We start from the raw sequence: 26,339 nt of genomic DNA, 5'->3' as shown, positions 1-26,339 counted from the left end.
CGTTGCCGCTTCACTTATCGTGGGTATTAAAAAAGCCGGGTGCGTGATGCGCCCGGCTTTTTTTAATCTTCTTTAATTCCTAGCCGTTCCAGCACGCCACTTATCCCCTCGCGCAGTAACAACGCAGCCAGTTGATCTTGCTCAGCGGTTGTCATTTGCTGGACAGAATTTATTAATAACGCAGGTAACGTATTTTGTTGAGCACCGTAATTGGCCGCCGGCTCTGTCGCGTGGCGGGTGGACTGAACAAAGCTTTTTACACGCTCATCAATATGAATCAATCGCGCTTTACCACCCTGTACGCCGGGCTTAGGCGTGGTTGTCCAGTTTTCGCGTTTGATCCACTTATTCACCGTTTGCCGACTGTAGCCCGTTTCCAGCGCGAGCTCCTCGGGGGTGAGCCATTCCTTTTTCACGATGCTGTCCCTGTTAAATACATTAGCTGTACATATTACAACAAAACGTAACGGGGAAAAGTAATCAGGCAGGAAAATGCCTCTTGTCTGATGACAAAAGGCATAAATCGGATATTAAGCTTCGCTGGTTTCAGCCTGGGCAGGACGGAAAGCAAGGAAATAGGTGAGACCAACAAATATTGCACCACCCACGCCGTTGCCGAGGAACACGGCAATCACGTTTGGCGCAAATTCAGCCCAGCTCATTTGTCCGGCAAAAATCGCGGCAGGCACAATAAACATGTTGGCCACCACGTGCTGGAAGCCAATCGCGACGAAGGCCATCACCGGGAACCACATGCCGAAGATTTTGCCGACCATGTCTTTACTGGCGAAGGCTAACCACACCGCCAGACACACCAGCCAGTTGCAACCAATGCCGGAAATGAAGGCGTGCAGGAAATCCGCATTCACTTTCGCGTGTGCAATCGCCACGGTCTTTTTCAGATAATCGCCTTCGGTCATGCCCAACATGTGGCCAAAGAACCAGGCGACCGCGATGCTGCCGATAAAGTTAGCAATCGTGACCCAGAACCAGTTGCGCAGCACGCTAAAGCCGCTGATACGGCGGGCGAACCAGGCAATCGGTAAGGTCATCATGTTGCCGGTTAACAGTTCGCCGCCGGCCAGTACGGTCAGAATCAGGCCAACCGGGAACACCGCTGCGCCGAGGAAGCCGCCAAAGGAGCCCCATTCAGCAGGCAGTTGGTTGATAACATGCAGATCCAACAGAAAACCGGTGGCAATAAAGGCACCGGCCATAAAACCAAGAATCATCAAGGTGGAAACAGGCAAACGGCTTTTAGCCACGCCCGCTTGAATCGCCAGTTGGGCGATCTCTTTCGGTGTATGCAGCGACATAATTCACTTTTCTATTATTGAACAAGGGGAAAGTGCTGGCCGATCAAAGAGCGATATACCCTGGAAGGTTGACCGGTTAATTAGCGCGCTAAGTTTTACACTTACCCATACCGAATACAAGATTATTCCTAACAACTTTAACCGTGATGTAACGTGCTGGCGTGATGGGAAGGGCATAAAAAAGGCGGTGCGCAGTTCAAAAAAAAGCCTCAGTGGCAGCGGTTTGCCGCCTTTTTCAGCGATTGAACACAGAACGAGAATTTGGCGTTGACACTCAGGGAGCGGTTTCATATGATGCCGTCCGTCGAGTTAAATCGGCTGTTTTTCGGTGCTGGGGGTATAGCTCAGCTGGGAGAGCGCTTGCATGGCATGCAAGAGGTCAGCGGTTCGATCCCGCTTATCTCCACCAAATCGTTTCTAACGATGCACTGAAAAAGATTTCCAGATGTGGGGGTATAGCTCAGCTGGGAGAGCGCTTGCATGGCATGCAAGAGGTCAGCGGTTCGATCCCGCTTATCTCCACCAAATCTCTGTTCGTCCTGAACAAATGCAATACAATTCAAAATTCACTGATTTTACTTTTACTCATTTCCTATGTTGAATAGCGTCATCGTTCGTGCGACGACAACTTCTTGCGTACTGAAATGCGCCCATACTCATTGATATCAAGTCACTCGAAGCAATGCGCAATGGATCGCACCGCAGCAGCTTCTTACGCGCTGAGATGATCTCATCCATTGAGATCAGCATCTCAACAAAGTGCGCCATAAATCGCGCTACCAGAGCCTTGTGCTTACTGAGTTGATCTCATCCCAGCAGCACAAACTTGTCACGACGCTGTTTATAGCGCGAAAGATTAAGCGGTTGCGGTTTGCGCTTGCGCAGGCAGCACGCGGAAGCCGTGCGTGCCATCACGCCCCAACTGCGCCACCAGACCGTATTCCCAATCCAGATAGGCCTGCATCACGGCAGGTTCGATATCGGTACCTTCATACGGACGGCGATAGCGATCAATCGCCGGTGACAGCAACTGCTGGTCGCCTTGCTCGGTAGGCAGCTGCGCGGCGCGCCAGGCCGCGTTGCCGCCTTCCAGCACGAACACCGGCTTGCCGGTGAGTTCCGCCACCTGTTCAACCGCATATCCGGCCAGCAGGCTGCTGCCGCAGGTCAGCACATAACGTCGTGCCGCTGGCAGTATGGCTTTGCCTTCTTTTTGCAGTGTTGAACGTAGCAGCCAGCCCGCACCCGGAATATGACTGTTAAGGTGATTGGCGCGCGTGGTGAAGTCCAGTACCTGGGTCTGACCTTCTTCCAGCCACTCCGCCAGTTGCTGCGGAGAAATAAACTCGGGCTGCGCAACAGCAGGAACCTGCGCTTTCCAGGCGCCGGTGGCGCTGAAATCACTGGCCTGCAGCTCTTCCAGCACCGAGACCTGCCAGCCGAGCTGCGCCAGCCAGGAGGCGGTCATATTAGCGCGTACGCCGTCGTCATCAATCAATACAATGCGCGCACCGCGCACGCTGGCGTAATGGTCAGTTTCCTGCACCAGCTGTCCGCCGGGAACATGCCGACTGCCGGGCAAATGACCTGCCGCATACTCATCGGCATCGCGCACATCAAACAGGTAAGTGGTACGCGGTTCCTGCTGCCAGCGCTTAAGCGTTGCCAGTGGAATACGTTCTACGCCTGCGCGATCGGCAATGCCTCGCGCGTTATTTGCTGCCTGGCGCTGTGCGGTTTCGCTGGTTTCACCGTAGCGGCGCGACTGCCCTTTATCCAGCGCGTGACCTGCCAGCGTCCAGCCAATGGTGCCATTGCGCAATGCAAACACCGGATTGCGAATGCCCGCGTTCACCAGCGACTGAGTACCGATGATGCTGCGCGTGCGTCCCGCACAGTTCACAATCACCGTGGTTTCCGGTGATGGCGCGATATCGCGCACGCGCAGCACCAGTTCACCGCCCGGTACACTGGTGGCGCCTGGAATGCTCATGGTCTGGTATTCATCAAAGCGGCGGGCATCCAGCACCACCACGTTGGCGTCGCTGTTGATCAAGCTGTGCACTTCATCGGCTGACAGGGAAGGGGTGTGATTGTGATGCTCAACCAGTTCGCCAAAGGCTTTACTCGGTGAATTCACATCAATAAACAGCTCACCGCCTGCTGCCTGCCAACCGGCTAAATCCTCTTTTAACAGCGCCACATTGCTGTAACCCAGCGCGGCAATGCGCTCTGCTGCCGTCTGCGCCAGGCCCTCGCCGTTATCATATAAAGTGATGGCTGTAGTGGCTTGTGGAATGCGATCCAACAGCTCCAGCTCCAGTTTGGAGAGTGGAATGTTCACCGCAAATAGCGGATGGCCGGTGGCAAACAGCGCTTCGTCGCGCACATCAATAATTGCCACTTCCTGCTGCTGACGCAGAGCCTCAAGAATGTCCGCCGCCTGACGGAAAGGGAAAACGGGTTTACTCATGTGATAGATCCCAAATGTTCGGTAAGTAACGGTTGCTGTAACCGGAGATGAACTGTTTTTCACTGCCGTCTTCGCGATACACCGCGCGTTTTACCGCGCCAATGTTGGCGCCATAAACGTGAATGCTGATCGAGACGCGATCGTCATAGGCATTGCTCACGCGATGGATATCGCCCACGGTGGGAGAGACGGCTTCGACGCTGCCGGGATCGAGCCGTACTGGCGCACCTTCCGGTTGCAGGCCGTTCGGCCCCGGCTGCCAGGATTGCGAAATCTCCGCGCCACGCAGCATGCCAATCAATCCCCAGACGCGATGATCGTGAATCGGCGTTTGCTGGCCCGGCCCCCACACGAAGCTCACCACGGAGAAACGCTGTCGGGCATCGGCGTAAAGCAGATATTGTTGATAGTGTTCGGGATGCGGCTGGGTGTAAGCCTCGTCCAGCCAGTCGTCGTGCTGGATCAACTCGCCCAGCCAGGCGCTGCCCTGTTGTAGAACAGTGGCTTCATCGGGATTCTGGTCGAGCAAGGTGGCCAGGCTACCGACAAAGTCGCGTAAACGATGATGCTGATATGCACTCATGATTTATCTCCCGGCGCGCTTTTAGCGACCTGATTGGCCTGAGCAGACAAACTAAAATCAAAGGCTTTGCTGACATCAATCGCCTTCGGCAATACCTGATAGCGATGGAAGAAGTCGGCAGATTTTTGCAGCGTGGGGATCAGGCTGGCATCAAACACCAATGGACGAATACGTGCATCGGCAATCCAGCTGCGGGTGATGTTGGTGGGCATGTTCAGTGACTTACCCAGCACGCTGGCAAATTCCTGCGGATGTTGCTGCGCCCAGATTTGTGCTTTAGCCAGACGCGCCAGCAGATCGGCAATCGCTTTACGTTTACCTGCATCATTGATCGCTTCATCACGCGCCAGCGCATAGGAATAGCCCGACATAATACCTTTGCCGCCGCCGTCAGCGACGCGCACTGTGCCGTCCACAGCGGTGGAGGTGGCGATATAAGGTTCCCATGGCGCCCATGCGGATACGGCACCGGAGGTCAATGCAGCACGGCCATCGACAGGGCCGAGGAAACGCAGCGTGACATCGTCTGGTTTTAATCCAGCACGCTCCAGCAACCCAAGCAGCAGATAGTGGCCCCAGCCGCCGCGATTCACCGCGATTTGCTTGCCTTTCAAATCCTGCAAACGGTGAATTCCGGCATCGGGACGCGTCAGTAGCGCGATACTGTCAGGATTGTTCTGCCATGCGCCCACGGCTTTCACCGGCGCGCCAGCCGCGAACACAAACAGGAACGGCAGATCGCCCGTGAAGCCGACATCCAGTGCGCCGGCATTCAACGCTTCCTGCACAGGTGCACCCGAATCAAACGCCGTCAGTTTCAAATCGTAGGGAAGATTATTGAGTTCGCCCGATGCTTTTAATGCGGCAAAGCGATCCCCTTTTACATCGCCCAGACGCAACGTGACTTTATCAGCAGCGAACAGCGGATTGAGCGTGGAGAGCGCCAGCGCAACACCGGTAAACAGTGCAGCCAGCCGCATCAGGCGCTCCTTTTGTCAGCGGCATTCAGCGCAGCCACTTTTTCGCGCGTCAGCGGAATCAGTTCCTCGCCGTATTCCACCGCATCATTCAGCGGATCAAAGCCGCGAATCAGCACGCTGTGAATGCCAAGGCGATAGTAATCCAGCAGCGCGTCGGAAACCTGATCGGCGGTGCCAACCAGCGCCGTGGAGTTGTAACCGCCTTGCACCAGTTTTGCCACGCCGGTCCACAGCACTTTGTCCAGACGATCGCCCTCATTGGCGGCGGCCAGCAGGCGCTGAGCCCCGACGCTTTGAGGTTTAGGTTTGCCAAAGGCGAAGCCGGTTTCGCGCAGCTGTTTCTCGGCCAGTTCGCGGATATGCTCGGCGCGCTCCCAGGCTTCTTTCTCGGTTTTACCGATGATGGGACGGAACGAGATATTGAAGTCGATTTCACGTCCCTGCTGCGCCGCCGCCGCTCGCACGCTGCGCACCGTCTCTTCTGCGCCTTTCAATGGCTCACCCCACAGGGCAAACACATCGGCGTGACGTGCTGCGACATCAATCGCTTCCTGTGACGATCCGCCAAAGTACACCGGCAGTTTTTTCTGCACGGGCTTGATGGCAGAAAACGCCTGCTCAGCCTGGTAAAAGTGTCCCTTATGATCATAAGGCTGGCTCGACTCCAGACTCTGCTTCAGCACAGCAAGAAACTCATCGCTGCGGGCATAGCGTTCGGCTTTATTGAGGAAGTCACCATCACGACGCTGTTCGACATCACTACCGCCGCTGATGATATGTACAGCCAGACGACCATCGGTCAGTTGATCCAACGTTGCCAGCTTACGTGCGGCCAGTGTCGGTGCGACAAAACCCGGACGGTGTGCCAGCAGGAATTTCAGTGTTGAGGTGTGTGCCGCGGCATGTGCGGTGACCAGAAAACCGTCGGGTTGATCGGACCAATAACCCACCAGAATGCGGTCGAATCCGGCTTCTTCATGGGCGCGGGCAAAACGCGCGATGTAGTCTTTATCGAATAGCGGCCCGCTAGCGGGAATGATCTCTGAAGCCAGACGGTGGCCAATCATGCCAAGAAATTGAATGCTCATACGATTCTCCAGATGTGACGTTATGGAGAAAAGCTACGGGCGCAGGTATCCGCGAAGGAAATTCAATATTGTGCAAAGGTTTTGCGTTTAGCGGGGAAGTGGCGATTGGCGGGGATAAGCAGGAATCAAAGCGAGATAGAACAGAAAAATATAATTAAGAAGAGAAGGGCGAGCCGCAGCTCGCCCCCATCATCAGAAGGCCAGAACCAGACCGGCGATAGCGGCAGAGAGCACGCTCACCAGGGTTGAACCGTACAGCAGTTTCAGGCCGAAGCGAGAAACCACGTTACCCTGTTCTTCGTTCAAACCTTTAATCGCACCCGCCACAATCCCGATAGAAGAGAAGTTAGCGAACGATACGAGGAACACAGACAGGATGCCTTCCGCATGCGGTGACAGCTGACCGGCAATTTTCTGCAGATCCATCATCGCCACAAATTCGTTAGACACCAGCTTGGTCGCCATGATGCTGCCCACCTGCAGTGCTTCGCTGGACGGCACGCCCATCACCCACGCAAACGGGTAGAACACATAACCCAGCACACCCTGGAAGCTGATGCCGAAGATCAGGTCAAACAGTGCGTTCAGTCCAGAAATCAGTGCGATAAAACCAATCAGCATCGCCGCAACGATGATCGCCACTTTGAAACCAGCAAGGATATATTCGCCCAGCATTTCGAAGAAGCTCTGACCTTTATGCAAATCCTGCAACTGCAGATCTTCTTCGTTATCGACACGGTACGGGTTGATCAATGACAACACGATAAAGGTACTGAACATGTTCAGCACCAGTGCAGCGACCACATACTTGGGTTGCAGCATCGTCATGTAGGCGCCCACGATGGACATGGAAACTGTCGACATCGCCGTTGCAGCCATGGTGTACATGCGACGCTGCGACATTTTGCCGAGGATATCCTTATACGCAATAAAGTTTTCTGACTGTCCCAAAATCAGAGAGCTTACAGCGTTAAAGGATTCCAGTTTGCCCATACCGTTCACTTTTGACAGCACGGTACCGATGCCGCGGATAACCCATGGCAGGATACGGAAATGCTGCAAAATACCGATCAGCGCGGAGATGAACACGATCGGGCACAGAACATTAAGGAAGAAGAACGCCAGGCCTTTGTCGTTCATGTTGCCAAACACGAAGTTAGTCCCTTCGGCGGCATACTTGAGCAGATGGTCAAACACCCCCGCAAACCCTTTGACGAAGCCGAGGCCTGCCTCAGAGTTAAGGAAGAACCACGCCAGCAGAACTTCAATCACCAGAAGCTGGACGATATAGCGGATGCGAATGCTTTTACGATCGTGACTGACCAGTAAGGCCAGTGCGGCTACCACCACTAATGCCAAAAGAAAGTGCAAAATATGGGACATGTCGGCTCCAAATTTGAGGAGGGTTGTATTTTGTTGCGTATTCTATGTAACGCGTTACTTAAAAACGAGATCAAAACCACATTATAAGTATTCGGTATCGACAAATTTCTAAGAATAGTCTCACCGCTCACAACCTCTTCACAAACCCTTCACAAGAAATATCCACAAAAACATTGTCTATAAAATAACCCGAGAGTAGAGTGATTCCTGTTGCAAACATTTTGGCAAGAACTGGCTTTACCGCAAGGTATAGCAATGGCTATACTTCATAGCACCATCTATTATTACGATAACTATAATCAATTTTCACTTGCCTTGAGCGCCCGTTAGTCTGCAAGGGTCAACAAGCGTTAGGACAGGGTCCACACTATGTCAGAAAGTCGCACCGCTGAGCGCGCCGCTCGCGGAGCCAGAAAAATCAAGCTCGCGCTGCTTGGCCCTGCCTTCATCGCGGCGATTGGTTATATCGATCCCGGTAACTTCGCCACCAACATTCAGGCCGGTGCGGCCTACGGCTATAAACTGCTGTGGGTGGTAGTCTGGGCCAACATCATGGCAATGATGATTCAGCTGATGTCGGCCAAACTCGGCATTGCCACTGGCAAAAATCTTGCCGAACATATTCGCGATCGTTTTCCGCGCCCGGCGGTGTGGTTCTATTGGGTGCAGGCGGAAATCATCGCCATGGCCACTGACCTCGCTGAATTTATCGGTGCGGCACTCGGCTTTAAATTATTGCTGGGGATTTCGCTACTGCAAGGTGCGGTGCTCACCGGGATTGCCACCTACCTGATTTTGATGTTGCAAAGCAGGGGCCAAAAGCCGCTGGAGCTGGTGATTGGCGGCCTGCTGCTGTTTGTCGCGGCCGCTTATATTGTTGAGCTGTTTTTCTCACAGCCAAAGGTCAGTGAACTGGTCACCGGCATGGCGCTGCCTTCACTGCCTACCTCTGACGCCGTTTTCCTCGCCGCCGGTGTACTGGGGGCCACCATCATGCCGCACGTGATTTATCTGCACTCGGCATTGACACAGCACGGCAACATTGGCAGTAAAGCAGATCGCTACTCCTCGACCAAACTGGATGTGGCGATTGCCATGACCATCGCGGGCTTCGTCAATCTGGCGATGATGGCCACCGCCGCGGCCGCTTTCCACTTTAGCGGCCACACCAGTATTGTTGATCTCGACCAGGCCTATCTGACGCTGCAACCGCTGCTCGGCCATGCCGCTGCCATCGTGTTTGGTTTGAGCCTTGTCGCGGCGGGTTTGTCATCTACTGTGGTGGGTACGCTGGCAGGGCAGGTGGTGATGCAGGGCTTTATTCGCTTCCATATTCCGCTTTGGCTGCGTCGCACCATCACCATGTTGCCTTCCTTTATCGTGATCTGGGCAGGATGGGATCCAACGCGCATTCTGGTGATGAGCCAGGTGCTGCTGAGCTTCGGTATCGCGCTGGCGCTGATTCCGCTGCTGGCTTTCACCGGCAATCGCGAGTTGATGGGCGATGAGATGGTCAATTCTCGCCTGATGCAAAATGCCGGACGGCTGATTGTGGTGCTGGTAGTGGCGTTAAATCTTTATCTGCTGGTGGGCGAAGCGCTCGGCTGGTAACGCATCGAGAAAACAAAAAATCCCGGCTCAGCAGCCGGGATTTTTTTATCAATGATGGTGGTGGTCGTGATGGTCGCGGCGATCATCATGGCGATGATCGTGACGCCAATGTTCACGGCGCTCTCTCTCATGCCAGCGGCGTTCACGCTCACGTTCGTAAGCCTGATGACGACGCCACTCTTCGTGACGCCACCAGCGGTGATCGTTATAGCGATAACGGTCGTTCCACCAGCGTGGCTCACGCCAATGTCCGCCATCCCAATAGTAACCACGACGATCGCGATCGCCGAGATGCAGCGTGACACCCGGTGCTAATGTCAGCGTGGCGCTGTTGGCTTCTGCTGTGTGCATCGCCAGGGGTGAAAGTGTTGCCAGCAAGGCGGCAAACAAAATTGCACGTTTCATAACTTCTCCTTTTCAGTGGCTTATCACTGCCACCGTTGCGCTAGTGTGCCACATCGGTCCAGTGTTGCCTTGAGAGTGAGTCTGAAAAGGTTGCGGGAAATCTGAATTGAGAATTTTCTGCTGCGGAAAACACCCGGCCTGAGCCGGGTGAGTAAGCGTTTACACGAGAATGTTATGAATCGCTTCGATCTCTTCAGTTGTCAGCACTGGCTGGCTTAACATCTCCACCGCATCATCAATTTGCGCGGTTTTACTGGCACCAATTAGCACCGAAGTGACACGCGCATCGCGCAGCACCCAGCTCAGCGCCATTTGCGCCAGCTTCTGCCCACGCTGTTGCGCGATGGCCTGCAGCTTACGCACCTTCTCCATTTTCTCTTGCGTCAGCTGGCTCTCACTAAGGAATTTACTGCCGCTGGCGGCACGCGAGTCCTCAGGAATGCCTTGCAGATAGCGGTCGGTCAGCACGCCGCCCGCCAGCGGGGAGAAGGCGATACAGCCGACGCCGTTATCACCCAGCACATCCAGTAAACCCTGCTCTTCCGGTGCACGTTCGAACATGGAGTATTTCGGCTGATGAATCAGGCAAGGCGTACCGAGATCGCGCAGAATGGCAATCGCTTCGGCTGCTTTATCCGCCGGGTAGTTGGAAATCGCCGCGTACAGCGCTTTACCCTGGCGCACCACCTGATCCAGCGCGCGCATGGTTTCTTCCAGCGGCGTTTCCGGATCGGGACGGTGATGATAGAAGATATCGACATACTCCAGACCCATGCGTTTCAGGCTCTGATCCAGACTGGAGATCAGATACTTGCGCGAACCCCAGTCACCGTAAGGACCGTCCCACATGGTGTAACCAGCTTTGGTGGAGATCACCAACTCATCGCGCAGGCCGGCAAAATCTTCACGCAGAATGCGCCCGAAATTGGACTCGGCAGAACCCGGCGGGGGTCCGTAGTTATTGGCGAGGTCGAAATGAGTGATGCCGCGATCAAAGGCGTGGCGCAGTAATTCACGGCTGTTATCGACGCGCGTGCTGTCGCCAAAGTTGTGCCACAAACCCAGCGAAATGGCCGGCAATTTCAGGCCGGTACGGCCACTGCGACGATATTGCATCTGTTGATAGCGGTCGGGATGAGGAAATACGGACATGCAGCGTTCCTGTCTCAAAAGGGGAGAAAGTGACATCAGCATAGCAGTGTATGCGTTTACACTAAGCTGAAACGCGCCGAAGATCGCAACTTACAGAATTTTCTGTCGTCGTAACGATTGCTTGCCACAAATCACCATGCGCTGATGGTGAAAATCTCGCCAATTCAGCCACATCGCTGATACTTCGATCATCCCATTAAGAAGGAGCTGTCGATGAAAACCCTCAACGTTGGCGACTATTTACTGCACTGTTTACAGCAAGCTGGCATCCGTCACCTGTTCGGCGTGCCGGGTGATTACAATCTGCAATTTCTCGACAGCGTTATCGCCCACCCTGATATTGCCTGGGTTGGCTGCGCCAATGAACTCAATGCCGCCTACGCGGCGGATGGCTATGGCCGTTGCAACGGTGCAGCAGCGTTGCTCACCACGTTTGGCGTCGGTGAACTGAGTGCAATCAATGGGATTGCGGGCAGCTACGCAGAATATGTTCCGGTGATTCATATAGTCGGCGCGCCAGCCAGTGATGCGCAGCGACAAGGTGATTGCGTGCACCATTCTCTGGGGGACGGCGACTTCCATCATTTCCTGCGCATGGCGCAAGAGGTGAGTGCCGCCAGCGCGGTGCTGACTTCGGAGAATGCGGTCGAAGAAATTGACCGCGTGATAGCAGAGGCGCTTCACCAGCATCGGCCCGGATATCTGCTGCTGGCGGTGGATGTCGCGGCGGCGCACATTGCGATGCCTGATGTTCAACCTACAGAACCTGTCCATCAGGACAATGCGGTTGCGACGGCATTCGCTGCTGCCGCCGAGCGCTTACTGGCTCCCGCGCAGCGTGTTGCGCTGTTGGCCGATTTCCTCGCTTCGCGTTGGCAATTGCAGTCGCCGCTGGCCGATCTTCGCCAATTGCGCGCGATTCCTGCCGCCACATTACTGATGGGAAAAGGCGTGCTCGATGAACATCAGCCAGGCTATGTGGGTACATACGCCGCAGAAGGCAGCAGCGAAGCAGTGCGCCGGGCCATTGAAGAAACGGATGTCACGCTGTGTATCGGCGTGCGTTTTACCGATACCTTAACCGCCGGTTTCACTCAACAGTTGCCCGCAGAACGCGTTATTGACCTGCAACCTTTTCACGCCACGGTGGGCGGGGAACGCTTTGCGCCGCTCAGCATGGCGCAGGCCCTCGCCGCATTGCTGCCGATTTACCAACGCCACTGCGCACATTGGGCGCTGGCTGACACTGCGTTTTGCGAAGAAATTGAGCAAAACGATGATGCGGTAATCAGTCAGCGCGCATTCTGGCAGGCGATGCAGCGCTTCCTGCTGCCGGGTGATATTATCCTGGCCGATCAGGGCACGGCCGCCTTTGGTGCCGCCGCGCTGCGTTTACCGCCGGGCGCACAATTGCTGGTGCAACCGTTATGGGGCTCGATTGGCTATACTTTACCGGCGACCTTTGGTGCACAAACGGCACAACCTGACCGACGCGTGATTCTGATTATCGGGGATGGGTCAGCGCAACTCACGATCCAGGAGCTGGGTTCGATGCAGCGTGACGGGCAACAGCCGATTATCTTCCTGATCAATAACGACGGTTACACGGTTGAGCGAGCGATTCACGGTGCTGAACAGCGTTACAACGACATCGCACAGTGGAACTGGACCGCGCTGCCGCACGCGATGAGCGTGGAGTGTGCGGCGCAAAGCTGGCGAGTGAGCGAGACGGTGCAGTTAACGGCGGTGATGGAGCAATTAATGCGTGATCGTCGCCTGACGCTGGTGGAAGTGGTGATGGAGAAGCAGGATCTGCCGCCACTATTACGTAAAGTCACGGCGGCACTGCATCAGCGCAACGGTGGCTAACGTTGTTCGGCTTAAGCTTGGTGAATCGCCACTGTTGACCCGGCGATGCGCGAAATCCTCTCGTACTCTCGGTACGCTCCGGTTTCTGCGCGCCGGCCATTTCCGCGAGGCTGACGCGATAAGCCTGCAGTTTCGGAAAGTTGCCTCTATACAGTGAAGCCGCTGATTGTCAGGCTGTGGCACGCACCAGAAATGTTTACGCCCATCGTGCTGATGGGCGTTATTGTTTTATTGGCAGGCTCTTATATAGTGTCCTGCAATTGTTTATGACCCAAGCGGAGCAGCAGAAGAATGACTAAATACGCCCTGGTCGGCGATGTGGGCGGCACCAACGCCCGTCTCGCCCTGTGTGAGGTGGAAACCGGTGCCATCTCCCAGGCCAAAACATTCTCAACATCAGACTACGACAATCTCGAAGCGGTGATTCGTGCTTATCTCGACGAGCAAAAGCAGGAGATTAAACACGCCTGCATCGCGATTGCCTGTCCAATCACCGGCGATTGGGTCGAGATGACCAACCACGATTGGGCATTCTCAACCCGTGAGATGAAAGAGCATCTGGCATTCGACAGCCTGGAAATCATCAATGATTTCACTGCCGTGTCGATGGCCATCCCGATGCTGGCCGAAGATCAAGTGATTCAGTTTGGTGGTAAATCGCCGGTAGAAGGCAAACCGATTGCGATTTACGGCGCCGGTACCGGATTAGGCGTGAGCCATTTGGTGCACGTGGATAAACGCTGGATTAGCCTGCCGGGCGAGGGCGGTCACGTTGACTTCGCACCGAACAGCGAAGAAGAGGGTGAAATTCTCGAAGTGCTGCGCGCAGAACTGGGCCATGTGTCGGCGGAACGCGTACTGTCAGGCTCCGGGTTAGTGAATCTTTACCGCGCTATCGTCAAAACCGACAACCGCGAACCCGAAAATCTTAAGCCGAAAGATGTCACCGAGCGTGCATTGAAAGACAGCTGCATCGATTGTCGTCGTGCATTGTCGCTGTTCTGCGTGATTATGGGACGTTTCGGTGGCAACCTGGCGCTCAATCTCGGCACCTTTGGTGGCGTGTACATCGCCGGCGGAATCGTGCCGCGCTTCCTCGAGTTCTTCAAAGCCTCCGGCTTCCGCGCTGCGTTTGAAGATAAAGGCCGCTTCCGTGATTATCTGGTCGATATCCCGGTATATATGATCACTCACGATCAGCCTGGTTTACTGGGCGCGGGCGCGCATCTGCGCCAGACGCTGGGTCGCGTACTGTAATCTTTTCAGGCGAGCAGCGTCCTGCTGCTCGCTTTACAACCTCATCAACTGGCGAAACGCCTTCACCTTGCTGCGGCTCACCGGCACCTGTGCATCCAAATCACGTAACTTCACCAGATAAGTATTGTTAAACCACGGCTCGATCTCGCGGATTTTGCTGAGGTTGACGCAATACGAACGATGGCAGCGGAAGAACAACTGTTCTGGCAGGCGACTACAAAATTCACTGATCGCCATCGACATCACGTACGCTTCGCGGCGCGTATAAACAAACGTCAGTTTTTCATGCGCTTCGACGTAATAGATATCGTTAATATCCGTCACGATAATGCGCTCGTCTTTCACCAGATTAACGGTTTGCGGCGCGCTTTGCTGAGTGGAGGGCTGGGCGAGTTGCTGCTGTGCGCTGGCTTCCAGCTTATTCAGCATGGTGATAATGCGCGACTCGTGATAGGGCTTGAGGATGTAGTCAAACGCATCCAGCTCAAAAGCATCCACCGCATGCTCTTTCCACGCGGTGATAAACACAATCAGCGGTTTATGCGCAAACTGGTTAATATTTTGGGCCAGCAGCATGCCATCCAGCGATGGAATATTGATGTCGAGGAAAATGACATCCACCCGATGGTTTTGCAGATACTTCAGTACTTCCAGCCCATCATCAAAACAGGCTTCGATAGTGATCTGGCTGTGCTGCTGAATCATCCAGCTCAGCTCTTGCTGAGCAAGAAACTCGTCTTCGACGATGATGGCTTTCACGTGCTGTGTTCCGTGATATGGCTTAACGGTGCAGCCAGACGCTGACCATTTTTGCTCAGAGTGAAGGCGATTTCCGTCCCCGGATGATGGCGAGTGATACTCAGCCCCTGTCCGGAAAGCAGTTTCACCCGATGATGCACGTTAAGCAGCCCGATTTTATTGCCCGGCATCTCATCACGCGCGACACGACCAATCACCTCTTCGCTAATGCCCGCGCCCGTATCACGCACCGCGACGCGTACATAATCACCGAGGTCTTTCACACTCAAGGTCACCACCCCTTTGCCACGGCAGGGCTGAATCCCGTGCACAATGGCATTCTCTACCAGGGGCTGAATCAGCAAACTCGGCAGCGTGAAGTGCAGATCTTCATCAATGTCATAAATCATCGACAGCTTGTCGCCAAAACGCGCTTGTTCAATCGCAATGTAGTCCTTAACCTGCCACAGCTCTTTTTTGATATCGATCAGCTCGTCATCGTTCAGCTCAAGGTTGTAGCGCAAATAGCGCGACAGATTGATCACCAGCTGACGTGCTGTATCTGGATTGAGACGAATGGAAGAGGAGATGGCATTCAGTGCGTTAAATAGGAAGTGGGGATTAATTTTGCTCTGCAACGCACGCAGTTCCGCTTTGTTCGCCATCTCACGCAACTGCTCAGCGCGCGACACCTCCAGCTGTGTAGAGATAATTTGCGACAAACCAATGGCCATCTCTTTCAGCGATCCGGTAATGCGATGTGCACGACGATAATAGATTTTTAACGTGCCCGTGACTTCCCCTTTTTCCCAAAGGGGAATAACCAGCATTGAGTGAATATCTTTGGTGCGATGTGCCTCATCATTATTTTTGATAATGATTTTGCCGCTCGCAATCGACTGCGCCGTGGTCGGGCTGATGCCGTCATCCCCGTTCTGATAGTTATGCTCACCGTAACCGACATAGGCGAGAATCTGCTGAGTATTGGTGATGGCCACGGCATCGGCATGAATATCGCTGCGAATGATATCGCACACCTGACGCAACGACTGGCTATTCACCTGGCGAAACAGCGGCAGGGTTTTATTGGCAATCTCCAGTGCCAGCTTGGCCTGGCGCGCTGCAATCGCCTCTTTTTCTCCTTCCACGCTCTGTACCAACAGCACAATCAAGCCAATGCTCGATGCGCCGAGAATCATCGGTAACGCGATTTCAGAAACAATCGAAAAGCCCAACGCCAGCGGGCTGGCCCATAAAACAATCAGCACCATGGTCAGGGTTTCGCACAGCATGCCGCCAAGAATACCGGCGCGCCAGCGCTGCTCTTTACTTACGCGACGATTGATAAACCCAGAAGCGATACCGGCAATGATGCTGGTAATCAGGCAAGGCACGGCCGTGACGCCATCCATATCGATAAGATAGCGATGTATCCCCGCAATCACCCCGGTGGCGATACCAACCCAGGGGCCAAACAGAATACCGCCGGACATCACCGCAATCACGCGGACATTCAGCAATGAACCATCCACGTTAATACCCGACCAGGTACTGAACAGCGCAAACAGCGAGAAAATCGCTGTCACCACCACTTTCTCTTTGATCGAATGCTCATCTTTTTGCAGCAGCTGACGGAATACCCGCGTGCGGGTAAGGAAGAACAGACAAATCAGCATCAGCGCAGCGCGGTCAAAAACCGCCAGCAGCATGTCGAAGTGGGAAGGCAAGGGCATCTCTCGGAGTGAACCTGGGTGACGCTATGATAAAAAATGTGATCGAGATCTGCCAGCGCCGCGACACCCGCAAAACGCTTCTCATGGTTTAGATCAATTTTCCTGCCAAATCCTCCAGCATGCTCCGCGCGGTTTTAAAACAGCAACGCATTCAGCTCAAGGCCAGAACGGGCCAGCCCGAAGAGCAAAGCGTCTGGGCCATGGATGGCCCAGCCGATCTGCAGGGATGCGTGTAGTCTTTGCGATCGGGCTGGCCCGTTCTGGCCCTGGCACCCAACCAGCAGCAATTTAAACCCAACGCCTATCTCCCAAATCTCAACTCACAACTCCCTAAAAAGAGGAAAACTTGAGTAACAAAAAGAGGATTAGTTATCCCTGCGCAGAACGCTGGTTGAAAATGACTCGGTTTGCTATGTTGCCATGAGTTATTTCGCGGAGCGCAGCAATGCAACTACTGACCCCTCGCTTGTCCCTGGCACGCTTACAACCCGAAGACTGGCAAATCTTCAAAGCCGTACACGAAGATCCCGGCACCATGACCTGGGTGAGTGAAATTCCTGACGAAAACGACATTCGCCAACGCTTTACCGAACGCCTCGCCCCGTGGCAGGTCACCAGTTTCCATATGCTCTGCCTGGTAGCACGTCTGCGCGAAACCAATGAACCCATTGGCCTGTTTGGTTGCAGCGCCGAGTGGCAACCTTATCGTCAGGCAGAAGTCGGCTACATGCTTTGCCATCGCTACACCGGAAACGGCTACGGCAGTGAAGCGCTCAAGGCACTGTGCGACTTCTTACTGCAGGCAGAATTTCATAAGCTCAAAGCGCTGGTCATAGAGGGGAATTGGCCGTCGCGGCGCATTCTGGAAAAGAATGGTTTCACGTTGGAGGGCACGTTACGGGATAATTATCTGCTAAACGACCAATGGGTAAACGATTGGGTGCTGGGTCGCCTGAATCCGCAACATTAAAAAAACATTCTGTTGCTCTCGACAATTCTGTTATCAGCGCGTTATGTTCTTACCTCGGTCACCACAGTGGCCAGCGTCGCTCGGACGGTCCGGGCGCCTACGTAAACCAGAGGACATCATGGCTGATAACAGCACACCCCGTCGTTTCTCGCGTATTGAACGCCTTCCCCCGTATGTATTTAACATCACCGCTGAATTGAAGATGGCTGCGCGTCGGCGCGGCGAAGACATCATCGATTTCTCGATGGGGAACCCGGATGGCCCCACGCCGCCACACATCGTGGAAAAACTCTGTCAGGTAGCGCAACGCGAAGACACGCACGGTTACTCCACCTCGAAAGGTATTCCTCGCCTGCGTCGCGCTATCTCGCGCTGGTACGCAGATCGTTATCAGGTAGAGATTGATCCCGAATCAGAAGCCATCGTCACTATCGGGTCCAAAGAGGGGTTGGCGCACCTGATGCTGGCCACGCTGGATCACGGTGACACCGTGCTGGTGCCAAACCCCAGCTACCCGATTCATATTTACGGCGCGGTGATTGCCGGTGCGCAAGTGCGTTCCGTGCCGCTGGTGGCGGGCGTTGACTTCTTCAACGAACTGGAACGCGCCATCCGCGAAAGCTATCCAAAACCGAAGATGATGATCCTCGGGTTCCCTTCGAATCCGACGGCACAATGCGTTGAGCTGGACTTCTTCGAACGCGTCATTGCGCTGGCGAAACAGTACAACGTGCTGGTCATCCACGATCTGGCTTACGCCGACATCACCTACGACGGCTGGAAAGCACCGTCGATCATGCAGGTGCCGGGCGCGCGTGATGTGGCGGTAGAATTCTTCACCCTGTCAAAAAGCTACAACATGGCAGGCTGGCGTATCGGCTTTATGGTCGGTAACAAAGAGTTGGTCTCCGCGCTAGCACGTATCAAAAGCTACCACGATTACGGCACCTTCACTCCGCTGCAGGTTGCGGCGATTGCCGCACTTGAAGGCGATCAGCAATGCGTGCGGGATATCGCTGAGCAGTACAAACGCCGTCGCGATGTGCTGGTGAAAGGGCTGCATGAAGCGGGCTGGATGGTGGATCTGCCAAAAGCCTCGATGTATGTCTGGGCCAAAATCCCCGACCACTATGCGCATCTCGGTTCGCTGGAGTTCGCGAAGTTACTGCTGCAGGAAGCCAAGGTGTGTGTCTCACCAGGCATCGGCTTTGGTGATTATGGTGACACCCATGTGCGATTTGCACTGATTGAAAACAGCGATCGTATTCGCCAGGCGGTACGTGGCATCAAAGCCATGTTCCGTGCGGATGGTATTTTGCCGGGAACGGTAAAAGCGCTGGAAGAAGAAGAGTAAATACAAAGAGGGGCGACGAGGGTCGCCCCGCCTGGCAGGATTTATTTGAGCATCAGCACGAAGGTGCCTACCCAGATTAACAGGAAGAAAGAAACTCCCATCAAAGCATATCTCACAAAACGACTCCTCTGAGCGGTTACCATGCTGGTGATCCCATGCCAGCGTAACCCGAACAGAATAAGAAAAAGGTGAAGTTCATAACCGCTGCACGCTTTCTTCTCAGGTGGTTCCAAGCGAACTCAGAACAGGATCGAGCGCTAATTTACGCGCAATCGATCCGAAAATAAATAGGCCAGTTCTGAGAGATTGCTCACATTTTCATCGGGCTTGAATTTCCGGTATTGCGGACATGCCCACTCGCAGTTGCGCCAAATCGGGTTGGTTGGCATCCAGCACAATTTTCACCGGTAAACGCTGCACCACCTTGGTGTAATTACCCGTGGCATTGTCTGGAGAGATGGCGGAGAAGGTCGCGCCAGTGGCCGGAGCAATGCTGTCAACATGACCGGTAAAGGTCTTGCCGGGCAGCGCATCGACTCTCACCACCGCTCTCTGTCCCGGCTGCACGTCGGCCAGTTGCGTTTCAAGATAGTTGGCGGTGATATAAGTCTGTTGCAGTGGTACGACCGCCAGCAAACGAGTACCCGCACTCACGTAGGCGCCCAATCGCACCGAGCGCTGACCGACCATGCCATCCACCGGCGCCACAATCCGCGTATATGAGAGATTCAACTTCGCCTGATCCACGCTGGCCTGCGCCGCCGTCACATCGGCTTCAGCCTGACGCACCGCTGCCTGCAGCACACCCACCTGTTTCATCGACGCAGCCAGTGCAGCTTCACTCTGGCGAACCGCAGCGGAAGCTGAACGCTGAGTAGAACTGGCTTTCTGCTGCTCGTCTGCGGCAATAGTGCCGCTTTTGTACAGCTGGTTATAACGCGCGGCACTCTGGCCGGCGTATTGTGCTGACGCCTGGCTCGCCGCTAAGGTCGCTTTGGCTTCATCAATCGTCGATTGCTGCTGCTCCAGCTGAGCCTGACTGCTCAGGCGTTTGGCATCACTCACCTGCAAATTCGCCTGCGCCGTTTCCAGCGCCACACGGTAATCTCGGTCGTCGAGTGTGGCCAGCAGTTCGCCTGCTTTCACTCGCTGGTTATCCTGCACATTCACACTGGCGATATAGCCGGAGACCTTCGGCGCCACCAGGGTGTAATCCGCATTGACGTAAGCATCATCTGTGCGGTGATCGTTGCCGGTCATTGATGACCAGACAAAAAAGGCCATGGCCAGCAACACGATTAACAAGGCACTCAACAGCACCGTTCTCTTCAAAGCAAAAGCTTGCATATCAATTATCTCGACGTCGTCGTAACAGGTTGAATCAGGGTTTGTGGCGGCCAGACACGTTTTGGCAACCAGACAGTCAGCAGTAAAAGCAGGGCAGCGAAACCAATCAGCATTTGGTAGCAGTCACTCAGGCTCAGCACCATCGCCTGATGCTTCAGCAGGGTCGCGAAACCGCTGAGGTTCTCTGCACTACTGGCGCTGCCATCCGGTAATAAAGGAAAGCTGCTGCTGGATTGGGCACTGCTGGGCGCGGTCATCAGCCAGGGGCGACTGGCGGCATTGCCCACCAGCACGCTAGAGTGAAACTGTTCCCGATGGCTGATAAACCACCCCACCAACGTGCTGGCGGCAATGCTGGAGAAACCGCGCACCGTATTGAACATCGCGGAGGCAAAAGGGCCTTCCGGCGGCGCGACGACGCTCGTCGCACTCATCAATACCGGCAGAATCACCATCGGTTGACCGAAGGCCTGCAAAATCTGGATAACCCAGAAATTCTGTCGCGCCCAGTCGCTGGTAATGTTCATGCCCATCAGACAGGAAATCACCAGCAGCGTCACGCCAGCGGTCAGCATCCAGCGGCAATCAATCCAGCGGATATTGAGCAGTGCTGCCACCAGTGGCGCGATCAGTAACTGCGGCAAGCCGATCGTTAACGCCAGCGGCGCGAATTGCAGCGTGCGGAATCCTTCCACCTGGCCAAGATAGGCCGAGGGCAGCGCGGATCCTGACAGCGACAGAATCAACACGCCCGCCAGCGCCAGCAAACCGTGCGCGAGATTGTGACGGCGCAGCATCTGGAGTTTGAACAGCGGCAGCGGATGAAACCATTCATTAATAAAGAACACAGTCAGCAATGCGAGCGCGCTTAATAATAGCGCCGCAAACAGCGGTGAACTGAGCCAGTCAAGACGCTCGCCCTGCGTCAGCGCCAGAATCAACAGCGCCATCCCTGAACAGCCGGTCAGCATGCCAAACAGATCTATCTGCTTAAAACGTTCGAAGCGCAGTGGGTCCTGGGGTAAGCCCCAGCCGATCAACAACATGGCGATTAACATCGGCGGGATAACTTGCCAAAAAACAAACATCCAGCTCACTTCATCGGTCCAGAAAGCGGCGAGCGTGGCGGCGAGATTGGGCCCAAAAGTGGCCGTCAGCGCATAGGCGCCAAGACCATAAAGCTTGATCGGCGGTGGCAGAAAACGCAGTGCCACGGTCATGAGCAGCGGCGGTAATGCACCGCCAAACAGACCCTGAATCACGCGCAGTGCAATAAACAGCGTGGCATTAGGCATCAGGGGCAGCAGCAGACCGCACAGCATAAAGCCAGCGGAGACGGCGAGGGCGAAGCGGCGCAAGGAAAAGGTCACGGCAAACCACGGTGCGATCATCATCGCGGCAACTTCCGCCGCCTGGTAAGCGGAGATGATCCAGCTGCCTTGATCGTAGCTAATGCCGATGGCAGCACGGATATCCGCCAGCGCAATGTCAGTCACGCGGTCGTTAAGTCCGGAGGTGAGCGCAGCAATCAGCACGCCAACCAACCCCAGCGCCAGGCGCAGAGTAAACGGATGGGGTGCCGGTGCCGCAACGGGCTGGGCGTTCATAGCAGGCTTCTCGTATTATTATTGATGCAGTGTATTGCGATGTGATACATGTCGCATCTTACATCTCGGTATGATGTATTGCAATGTGATACAGGGTGTAAAAGTGCGGTCATTCGCGCTAAAGTAGGGCAGGCCAAAAAGGAACGCACAATGGTTGAACTTCCCTCAAGCCGTGAGGATGAAAAAGCGGGTGGCATTCAGGTCATCGCGCGTGCGGCAAAAATTCTGAATGCGCTGGGCGAACACCCGGGCGGCATGAGCTTGGGTGAAATCGCGCAGGTGGTTGATCTTCCTCGCTCAACGGTGCAACGCATCATTGCTGCGCTGGACAGCGCCCAACTGGTGCGCAGCAGCGGCGCGGGCGGATTACGTCTGGGGCCGGCACTGCTCAAGTTGATCTCCAGCGTGCACAGCGATGTGGTCGAAATCGTCCGCCCATTTCTGGAACAACTCTCAGTCGATATCAACGAGACGGTTTCGCTGGCGCGCGCCAGTGGTACGCAGTTAGCGATTGTTCACTATGTGGTGGCATCTCGGGAATTGCGGGTGGTGCCGCGCATCGGTCTGAATCTCCCGCTTTACAGTACCTCTGGCGGTCGTGCACTGCTGGCACTGGAAAGCGATGAAGATGTACGGGTGATGGTCGGCGAAGCCTATAAAGAGCTGACCGAAATGACGGTCAAAACGTTGCCGCAGCTGCTCGAACTGATTGCTGAAGTGCGTAACAGCGGTCTGGCCGTCGATCGCGGCGAAACCCTGGAAGGAATTTCCACCATGGCGGTGGCGATTGACACGCTGTTTGGTCGCTTCTCCATTTCGCTGCTGGTGCCGACGGCGCGTTTTCATAAACAGGAAGCGCGCTATCGTGATGAAATCATGAAATGCAAAGAGGCGCTGATTCGCGAAATTGGCAAAATGACCGCTGTGGAAGGATAACCAACTGATGAAAACCTTGCTGATGGCCATTGATAGTTCTCCGGTGGCAGAAAAAGTCATCGCGTTAACCATTGAACAGGCACTGGCGCAACAGGCTCAGGTCACGGTGTTGTGCTGTGTCGATCCCGCTTATTCATCCTGCAATCAACCGATCGAAATCGATGCGGGCGAAGATCCGGATGATTTCGTCGCGGCTAAAGATGAACAAAACACAGCTGAAATGGTGGTGCGTCACGCACTGGCACCGCTACTGCGTGCTGGTGTGGCTGCCAAAGGTCTGATTCTGGCCGGTGAAGCCGCGGAAACAATTGTGGCGCAGTCCAATGCACTGAAGGCCAGCATGATCATCATCGGTCGCCGTCATCTTTCTCCTTTCAATCGCTTACTTAAAGGTTCGGTGAGTGCGGCTGTGATTGAGCGCGCCAACTGCCCGGTTCTGATTGACGTTCGCAAGGATTAATCACGCTCCATGTTCTCCCTCATTCCTGTCACGCTGGCGGCGTTCGCGCTGCTGGCGGTGATTATCATCGTTTTGATTCGCACCACCGCACTCCGCTTATGGCAGGGGTTGGTGCTGTTTTTACTGCCGTTGATTTTGGCAAACATGCTGTGGTTTAGCTGGTTACACCCACGGCAGGAGCGACAGGCGCTGGAAAGCGAGGTGGCAACCCAGTTAAGCCTCGCACCAGGGTATCGTCAGTTAAAAACACAGGAGCCGGCCCTGTGGCAAATGCTTAATCGCGAGTTACTGCACAAGCGTATGGAAGGCGTGCCTGCTGACCAGGCGCTGGGCGAGTTGCGTGGATGGCTGATGGATCTGGTTAATCAGCGTATGGCGCGTGCAGATGACGAGACGCTGCTCAATTATTTGCGTGTGTCAGTGCAGGAGATGCAGGCACTGCAGCAGCCGGAGCCACAACGCTGTTTCCGCTTCCTTTATCCGCAGGTGAATGGCGGCATCAATCTGCAACAAGCGCTGTCACCGGAGTTGTACCTGCGCGATGCACAGGCGTTAGATTTGCTGCTGCAAAACAGTACGGGCGAAGAGCGACCGGTTGATCAACAGGGCGCACAGCGTGATTTGCAAAGCGTCGTGGAAAAACTTTACGGCAAGTGGGGCGATAAGCTTCAGCAACTCAACATGCCGGCCGATACCGCCGTTGATCGCAGCGCGATGTGCGCCATGTCGATTGATCTCTACAGCGGCATTCTCGCATTGCCTGCCAAACAGTCCGCCAACCTTTTGCGTAAGATGGTCAGCCTTACCGGTTAGGTTTACGCGTAAAAAAAAGCCCGCTCAGCGCGGGCATAATGGTCACTTTCCGTTTGTTTTTCTCGTATCACCTGGTGTGGTGCAGACGTTGTGCTGTCTGAAAGCATCATGTCATCGGTTAAGTGATATGAAAAACCGTTTGGTTTTATTGATTTGATTGGTAAAAACTTTATCAAAATGACTATTTCGCGCCAGTTTCCTATAGATGCGTGCGGCGTAGGCATTTAGACTGCTTCGCCTGGAAGAGGACACCCTAATGAAAAAAATGCTTATTAGCGCGCTCGCGCTTTTTATGCTGGCCGGTTGTAGTGTCAGCAAACCCGGTGGATTTGAACGTGTCGATGAAGATAAAAGCTCAAATACCGTGCAATATCGTTACGACCCGCATACGTTGAATAAAGATGCGATGGAAATCGATCTGGCGAATTATTGTAACCAACGTGGATTTGATAAAGTGGAATCGCTGCCCGCGCAGGACAGTCATCTACCTGGATTAAAGAAAGCCTGGTATCAATGTAATTACGCGGTAAAAAGTTAAAAGAAAGGGCGGGGTAATTTCCCGCCCTTTTTATTTTTTTATTATGTGCTGTGTGTGCTTTGCCCAACTACCAATGGCGACCATGATAACCACGGTCATGATGCCAGCCACCGCCGTGGCCCCAGCCCGGTCCGCGCCCATGTCCGTCATGAACGATACAACCACTCAACATCGTCATAATGGCAACAACCGAAGCAGCTTTAATAAGTGTTTTCATGGAGAGTCCTCCTCTTTTCAAATGAAGCCAGATTACCGGGGAAAAGTGGAGTGAAGATGCAGTGAATGTAGAGTTATTTCTGGATCTATTACCAGATATGTCAATTTAAAGCTAAAAACGTCAAGGCGGGAAATAAACCAATCAGATAAAACCGAATGCCTGATAATAATAACGCGAATACTCTGAAATGCAATCCTAAATAACAGCCATTCTCAACTATTAAAACATTATGTAGGAAAGATGGAGAAAAAAGATGCCGCAGAGTGATGCGGCATCTGTTGAGATTAATTATGCAGCAAAGGTTCAGCAACGTTTTGACGATTTGGCAGACGGATGCTGAGCGACAGCACCAGCGAAATCACCAGCAGTGTCATGATCAAGCTGAAAGTCACGGTAAAACCACCGAATACGGAAGCCACCAGCGAACCCATCACGCTGCCGATACCGAATCCCAGGTAAATCAATCCGTAATTTTTCGTCAGATTATTAAGACCGAAGAAATCGCTGACCAGGGAAGGGAACACGGTGATGGTGCCACCAAAACTAAAGGCAACGCAGGCCAGTGACAGGAAGAAGGTGGTTTCATTCATTCGGGTAAACAACAGAATGCTCATGCCCACCAGCGAAACAACCTGTGCCATTGAAATGACGCGAATACGTGCCATTTTGTCGGAGAGCACGCCGAGAATCAGGCGACCACTCAGGTTAGCAATCGCGATGACAGTTACGGCATTAGCGGCGGTTTGCGTAGTCAGGTGAACCATACCTTCACCGATGTCTTTCGCTACGCCAATCACATACAGACCGCTCATGCAGGCAGTGAGGAACATCAGTGCCAGCATCCAGTACTGCGGTAACCGCACGGATTGCGCCAGCGTGTAATCTTTTTCCAGCACTTTCGCGTTCCCGCTGCTTTGCTGGAGAGGGGCATCACGCATCATCAGCGCACCCACAATAATCATGCTCATTGCCAGCACACCCCAAATCATAAAGGTGTTCTCCAGGCCGTAAGTGCTCAGCAACGCGCCACAGATAAATTTGAAACCGAGACTACCTAAGCCGTAAGCGCCAATCGAGCAGGCGGAAATTAATCCTTTGCGCTCAGGGAACCACTTCATGCAGTTTGATAGCGTCATCAGGTATCCTGCGCCATCCGCTAAACCGACCAGGATGCCGGCGCTGAGGTACAGCATCATCAGGTTATCGGCATGGGCGGTCAGCCAAAAGCCAATCGCCATCAGAATACCGGCGCCGATGGTGACGTTACGCACACCAAAGCGCTCCTGTAATTTCCCCGCCAGCGACGATGCAATCGCCAGGCCCAAACTCAACAAACCAAACGAGAAGGCGACCTGGCTGATGGGCGCATCCAGCTTATGCGCTAACTGGCCGTTGAACAGGCTCCAGGTATAGACCGAACCCAGTGCAAACTGAGTAATGATGGTGCCGATAAGGGTAAGCATACGAGTGCGCTGCAACTGCGCGGATAGTTCTGTTTTCATTTTTATC

25 protein-coding genes and 2 tRNA genes are annotated in these 26,339 nt (G+C 54.2%); 11 read left to right on the top strand and 16 right to left on the bottom strand.

Annotation, left to right across the window (positions count from 1 at the left end; genetic code table 11):
- Positions 1-62 precede the first annotated feature (62 nt).
- Together LBW88_RS08610 and LBW88_RS08605 are read right to left on the bottom strand one after the other, a co-directional pair.
- Positions 63-416 (bottom strand): YfeC-like transcriptional regulator, encoded by a 354-nt coding sequence (locus LBW88_RS08610; protein ID WP_034825897.1) that lies wholly within the window; start codon positions 414-416, stop codon positions 63-65.
- Between the two features lie 114 nt (positions 417-530).
- Positions 531-1,316, bottom strand: coding sequence for a formate/nitrite transporter family protein (locus tag LBW88_RS08605; protein WP_224930805.1), 786 nt, complete (start codon positions 1,314-1,316; stop codon positions 531-533).
- Between the two features lie 333 nt (positions 1,317-1,649).
- Between LBW88_RS08605 and LBW88_RS08600 the strand changes: the two genes are divergently transcribed.
- Together LBW88_RS08600 and LBW88_RS08595 are read left to right on the top strand one after the other, a co-directional pair.
- Positions 1,650-1,725, top strand: a tRNA-Ala gene (locus LBW88_RS08600).
- Between the two features lie 40 nt (positions 1,726-1,765).
- Positions 1,766-1,841: transfer RNA gene (locus LBW88_RS08595), tRNA-Ala, on the top strand.
- Between the two features lie 331 nt (positions 1,842-2,172).
- On the opposite strand, the gene LBW88_RS08590 is transcribed toward LBW88_RS08595, so the two are convergent.
- The 5 genes from LBW88_RS08590 to LBW88_RS08570 all read right to left on the bottom strand — a co-directional run bounded on the left by LBW88_RS08590 (position 2,173) and on the right by LBW88_RS08570 (position 7,823).
- Entirely contained in the window at positions 2,173-3,789 is a 1,617-nt protein-coding gene (locus LBW88_RS08590; RefSeq protein ID WP_224930807.1) for a rhodanese homology domain-containing protein, read from the bottom strand.
- Entirely contained in the window at positions 3,782-4,372 is a 591-nt protein-coding gene (locus tag LBW88_RS08585) for a cysteine dioxygenase (protein ID WP_224930809.1), read from the bottom strand. The genes LBW88_RS08590 and LBW88_RS08585 overlap by 8 nt, the downstream gene beginning before the upstream one ends.
- Positions 4,369-5,352: an ABC transporter substrate-binding protein gene (locus tag LBW88_RS08580; RefSeq protein WP_224930812.1), complete on the bottom strand. Its 984-nt coding sequence runs from the start codon at positions 5,350-5,352 to the stop codon at positions 4,369-4,371. Before LBW88_RS08580 ends, LBW88_RS08585 begins: the two co-directional genes overlap by 4 nt.
- Positions 5,352-6,440, bottom strand: a complete 1,089-nt coding sequence (locus tag LBW88_RS08575; protein WP_224930815.1) for an LLM class flavin-dependent oxidoreductase — start codon at positions 6,438-6,440, stop codon at positions 5,352-5,354. Before LBW88_RS08575 ends, LBW88_RS08580 begins: the two co-directional genes overlap by 1 nt.
- Before the next feature lie 192 nt (positions 6,441-6,632).
- Positions 6,633-7,823, bottom strand: coding sequence for a NupC/NupG family nucleoside CNT transporter (locus tag LBW88_RS08570; RefSeq protein WP_224930817.1), 1,191 nt, complete (start codon positions 7,821-7,823; stop codon positions 6,633-6,635).
- Between the two features lie 369 nt (positions 7,824-8,192).
- Here LBW88_RS08570 and LBW88_RS08565 point away from each other — a divergent pair, with 369 nt between their 5' ends.
- On the top strand, positions 8,193-9,434 hold the full coding sequence (locus LBW88_RS08565) for an Nramp family divalent metal transporter (protein ID WP_224930820.1): 1,242 nt from the start codon (positions 8,193-8,195) through the stop codon (positions 9,432-9,434).
- A 48-nt stretch (positions 9,435-9,482) separates the two neighbouring features.
- Here the strand turns inward: LBW88_RS08565 and LBW88_RS08560 are convergent, their stop codons facing one another.
- On the bottom strand, positions 9,483-9,839 hold the full coding sequence (locus tag LBW88_RS08560) for a DUF2502 domain-containing protein (protein WP_224930823.1): 357 nt from the start codon (positions 9,837-9,839) through the stop codon (positions 9,483-9,485).
- Between the two features lie 159 nt (positions 9,840-9,998).
- Positions 9,999-10,991 carry an L-glyceraldehyde 3-phosphate reductase gene (gene mgrA / locus LBW88_RS08555; protein WP_224930824.1) on the bottom strand — a complete coding sequence of 331 codons (993 nt, stop codon included), beginning with the start codon at positions 10,989-10,991 and terminating at the stop codon, positions 9,999-10,001.
- A 213-nt stretch (positions 10,992-11,204) separates the two neighbouring features.
- On the opposite strand from mgrA, the gene LBW88_RS08550 reads away from it, so the two are divergent.
- Together LBW88_RS08550 and glk are read left to right on the top strand one after the other, a co-directional pair.
- On the top strand, positions 11,205-12,860 hold the full coding sequence (locus tag LBW88_RS08550; protein WP_224930829.1) for a thiamine pyrophosphate-binding protein: 1,656 nt from the start codon (positions 11,205-11,207) through the stop codon (positions 12,858-12,860).
- Between the two features lie 291 nt (positions 12,861-13,151).
- On the top strand, positions 13,152-14,117 hold the full coding sequence (gene glk, locus LBW88_RS08545) for a glucokinase (RefSeq protein ID WP_224930831.1): 966 nt from the start codon (positions 13,152-13,154) through the stop codon (positions 14,115-14,117).
- A 33-nt stretch (positions 14,118-14,150) separates the two neighbouring features.
- Here the strand turns inward: glk and LBW88_RS08540 are convergent, their stop codons facing one another.
- Positions 14,151-14,876: a LytR/AlgR family response regulator transcription factor gene (locus LBW88_RS08540; protein WP_045816617.1), complete on the bottom strand. Its 726-nt coding sequence runs from the start codon at positions 14,874-14,876 to the stop codon at positions 14,151-14,153.
- Positions 14,873-16,564, bottom strand: coding sequence for a sensor histidine kinase (locus LBW88_RS08535; RefSeq protein WP_320442531.1), 1,692 nt, complete (start codon positions 16,562-16,564; stop codon positions 14,873-14,875). The genes LBW88_RS08540 and LBW88_RS08535 overlap by 4 nt, the downstream gene beginning before the upstream one ends.
- A 469-nt stretch (positions 16,565-17,033) precedes the next feature.
- On the opposite strand from LBW88_RS08535, the gene LBW88_RS08530 reads away from it, so the two are divergent.
- Positions 17,034-17,558, top strand: a complete 525-nt coding sequence (locus tag LBW88_RS08530; protein ID WP_224930834.1) for a GNAT family N-acetyltransferase — start codon at positions 17,034-17,036, stop codon at positions 17,556-17,558.
- 118 nt (positions 17,559-17,676) lie between these two features.
- Complete coding sequence (gene alaC / locus LBW88_RS08525) at positions 17,677-18,912, top strand: alanine transaminase (RefSeq protein ID WP_224930837.1); 1,236 nt, start codon at positions 17,677-17,679, stop codon at positions 18,910-18,912.
- A 41-nt stretch (positions 18,913-18,953) separates the two neighbouring features.
- On the opposite strand, the gene ypdK is transcribed toward alaC, so the two are convergent.
- The 3 genes from ypdK to LBW88_RS08510 form a co-directional block, all read right to left on the bottom strand.
- Complete coding sequence (gene ypdK, locus LBW88_RS26540) at positions 18,954-19,028, bottom strand: membrane protein YpdK (RefSeq protein ID WP_100701370.1); 75 nt, start codon at positions 19,026-19,028, stop codon at positions 18,954-18,956.
- 202 nt (positions 19,029-19,230) lie between these two features.
- Positions 19,231-20,259, bottom strand: coding sequence for an HlyD family secretion protein (locus LBW88_RS08515; RefSeq protein ID WP_224930840.1), 1,029 nt, complete (start codon positions 20,257-20,259; stop codon positions 19,231-19,233).
- A 5-nt stretch (positions 20,260-20,264) separates the two neighbouring features.
- Positions 20,265-21,866 (bottom strand): MFS transporter, encoded by a 1,602-nt coding sequence (locus LBW88_RS08510; protein WP_224930843.1) that lies wholly within the window; start codon positions 21,864-21,866, stop codon positions 20,265-20,267.
- A gap of 150 nt (positions 21,867-22,016) precedes the next feature.
- Between LBW88_RS08510 and LBW88_RS08505 the strand changes: the two genes are divergently transcribed.
- From LBW88_RS08505 to LBW88_RS08490, 4 genes are all read left to right on the top strand, one after another.
- Positions 22,017-22,802 (top strand): IclR family transcriptional regulator, encoded by a 786-nt coding sequence (locus LBW88_RS08505; RefSeq protein ID WP_224930845.1) that lies wholly within the window; start codon positions 22,017-22,019, stop codon positions 22,800-22,802.
- A gap of 7 nt (positions 22,803-22,809) precedes the next feature.
- Complete coding sequence (locus tag LBW88_RS08500) at positions 22,810-23,262, top strand: universal stress protein (protein ID WP_224930848.1); 453 nt, start codon at positions 22,810-22,812, stop codon at positions 23,260-23,262.
- A 9-nt stretch (positions 23,263-23,271) separates the two neighbouring features.
- A complete protein-coding gene (locus tag LBW88_RS08495; protein WP_224930851.1) occupies positions 23,272-24,075 on the top strand; it encodes a hypothetical protein in 804 nt (267 codons plus the stop codon).
- Between the two features lie 256 nt (positions 24,076-24,331).
- The gene (locus LBW88_RS08490; protein ID WP_058959043.1) at positions 24,332-24,613 is read left to right on the top strand and encodes a membrane lipoprotein lipid attachment site-containing protein; all 282 of its coding nucleotides are present in this window, start codon (positions 24,332-24,334) and stop codon (positions 24,611-24,613) included.
- Between the two features lie 67 nt (positions 24,614-24,680).
- Here the strand turns inward: LBW88_RS08490 and LBW88_RS08485 are convergent, their stop codons facing one another.
- Positions 24,681-24,830, bottom strand: coding sequence for a hypothetical protein (locus tag LBW88_RS08485; protein WP_224930853.1), 150 nt, complete (start codon positions 24,828-24,830; stop codon positions 24,681-24,683).
- A 284-nt stretch (positions 24,831-25,114) separates the two neighbouring features.
- Positions 25,115-26,332, bottom strand: a complete 1,218-nt coding sequence (locus tag LBW88_RS08480) for an MFS transporter (protein ID WP_224930856.1) — start codon at positions 26,330-26,332, stop codon at positions 25,115-25,117.
- Between the last annotated feature and the right edge of the window lie 7 nt (positions 26,333-26,339).

The organism is Pantoea sp. alder81, from assembly GCF_020179835.1.
GTDB lineage: Bacteria > Pseudomonadota > Gammaproteobacteria > Enterobacterales > Enterobacteriaceae > Pantoea.
This window is presented reverse-complemented; position numbering and strand designations above follow the sequence as displayed.

Bases quoted from the DNA above. Each gene is read 5' to 3' on its own strand.
- LBW88_RS08535 (WP_320442531.1), bottom strand. From the start codon at position 16,564: ATGCTGCTGGCGGTTTTTGACCGCGCTGCGCTGATGCTGATTTGTCTG.
- LBW88_RS08495 (WP_224930851.1), top strand. From the start codon at position 23,272: ATGTTCTCCCTCATTCCTGTCACGCTGGCGGCGTTCGCGCTGCTGGCG.
- LBW88_RS08560 (WP_224930823.1), bottom strand. From the start codon at position 9,839: ATGAAACGTGCAATTTTGTTTGCCGCCTTGCTGGCAACACTTTCACCC.
- LBW88_RS08515 (WP_224930840.1), bottom strand. From the start codon at position 20,259: ATGCAAGCTTTTGCTTTGAAGAGAACGGTGCTGTTGAGTGCCTTGTTA.
- LBW88_RS08580 (WP_224930812.1), bottom strand. From the start codon at position 5,352: ATGCGGCTGGCTGCACTGTTTACCGGTGTTGCGCTGGCGCTCTCCACG.
- LBW88_RS08575 (WP_224930815.1), bottom strand. From the start codon at position 6,440: ATGAGCATTCAATTTCTTGGCATGATTGGCCACCGTCTGGCTTCAGAG.
- LBW88_RS08480 (WP_224930856.1), bottom strand. From the start codon at position 26,332: ATGAAAACAGAACTATCCGCGCAGTTGCAGCGCACTCGTATGCTTACC.
- LBW88_RS08565 (WP_224930820.1), top strand. From the start codon at position 8,193: ATGTCAGAAAGTCGCACCGCTGAGCGCGCCGCTCGCGGAGCCAGAAAA.
- alaC (WP_224930837.1), top strand. From the start codon at position 17,677: ATGGCTGATAACAGCACACCCCGTCGTTTCTCGCGTATTGAACGCCTT.
- LBW88_RS08530 (WP_224930834.1), top strand. From the start codon at position 17,034: ATGCAACTACTGACCCCTCGCTTGTCCCTGGCACGCTTACAACCCGAA.
- LBW88_RS08500 (WP_224930848.1), top strand. From the start codon at position 22,810: ATGAAAACCTTGCTGATGGCCATTGATAGTTCTCCGGTGGCAGAAAAA.
- LBW88_RS08550 (WP_224930829.1), top strand. From the start codon at position 11,205: ATGAAAACCCTCAACGTTGGCGACTATTTACTGCACTGTTTACAGCAA.
- LBW88_RS08570 (WP_224930817.1), bottom strand. From the start codon at position 7,823: ATGTCCCATATTTTGCACTTTCTTTTGGCATTAGTGGTGGTAGCCGCA.
- LBW88_RS08590 (WP_224930807.1), bottom strand. From the start codon at position 3,789: ATGAGTAAACCCGTTTTCCCTTTCCGTCAGGCGGCGGACATTCTTGAG.
- LBW88_RS08505 (WP_224930845.1), top strand. From the start codon at position 22,017: ATGGTTGAACTTCCCTCAAGCCGTGAGGATGAAAAAGCGGGTGGCATT.
- glk (WP_224930831.1), top strand. From the start codon at position 13,152: ATGACTAAATACGCCCTGGTCGGCGATGTGGGCGGCACCAACGCCCGT.
- LBW88_RS08485 (WP_224930853.1), bottom strand. From the start codon at position 24,830: ATGAAAACACTTATTAAAGCTGCTTCGGTTGTTGCCATTATGACGATG.
- LBW88_RS08605 (WP_224930805.1), bottom strand. From the start codon at position 1,316: ATGTCGCTGCATACACCGAAAGAGATCGCCCAACTGGCGATTCAAGCG.
- LBW88_RS08510 (WP_224930843.1), bottom strand. From the start codon at position 21,866: ATGAACGCCCAGCCCGTTGCGGCACCGGCACCCCATCCGTTTACTCTG.
- mgrA (WP_224930824.1), bottom strand. From the start codon at position 10,991: ATGTCCGTATTTCCTCATCCCGACCGCTATCAACAGATGCAATATCGT.
- LBW88_RS08490 (WP_058959043.1), top strand. From the start codon at position 24,332: ATGAAAAAAATGCTTATTAGCGCGCTCGCGCTTTTTATGCTGGCCGGT.
- LBW88_RS08585 (WP_224930809.1), bottom strand. From the start codon at position 4,372: ATGAGTGCATATCAGCATCATCGTTTACGCGACTTTGTCGGTAGCCTG.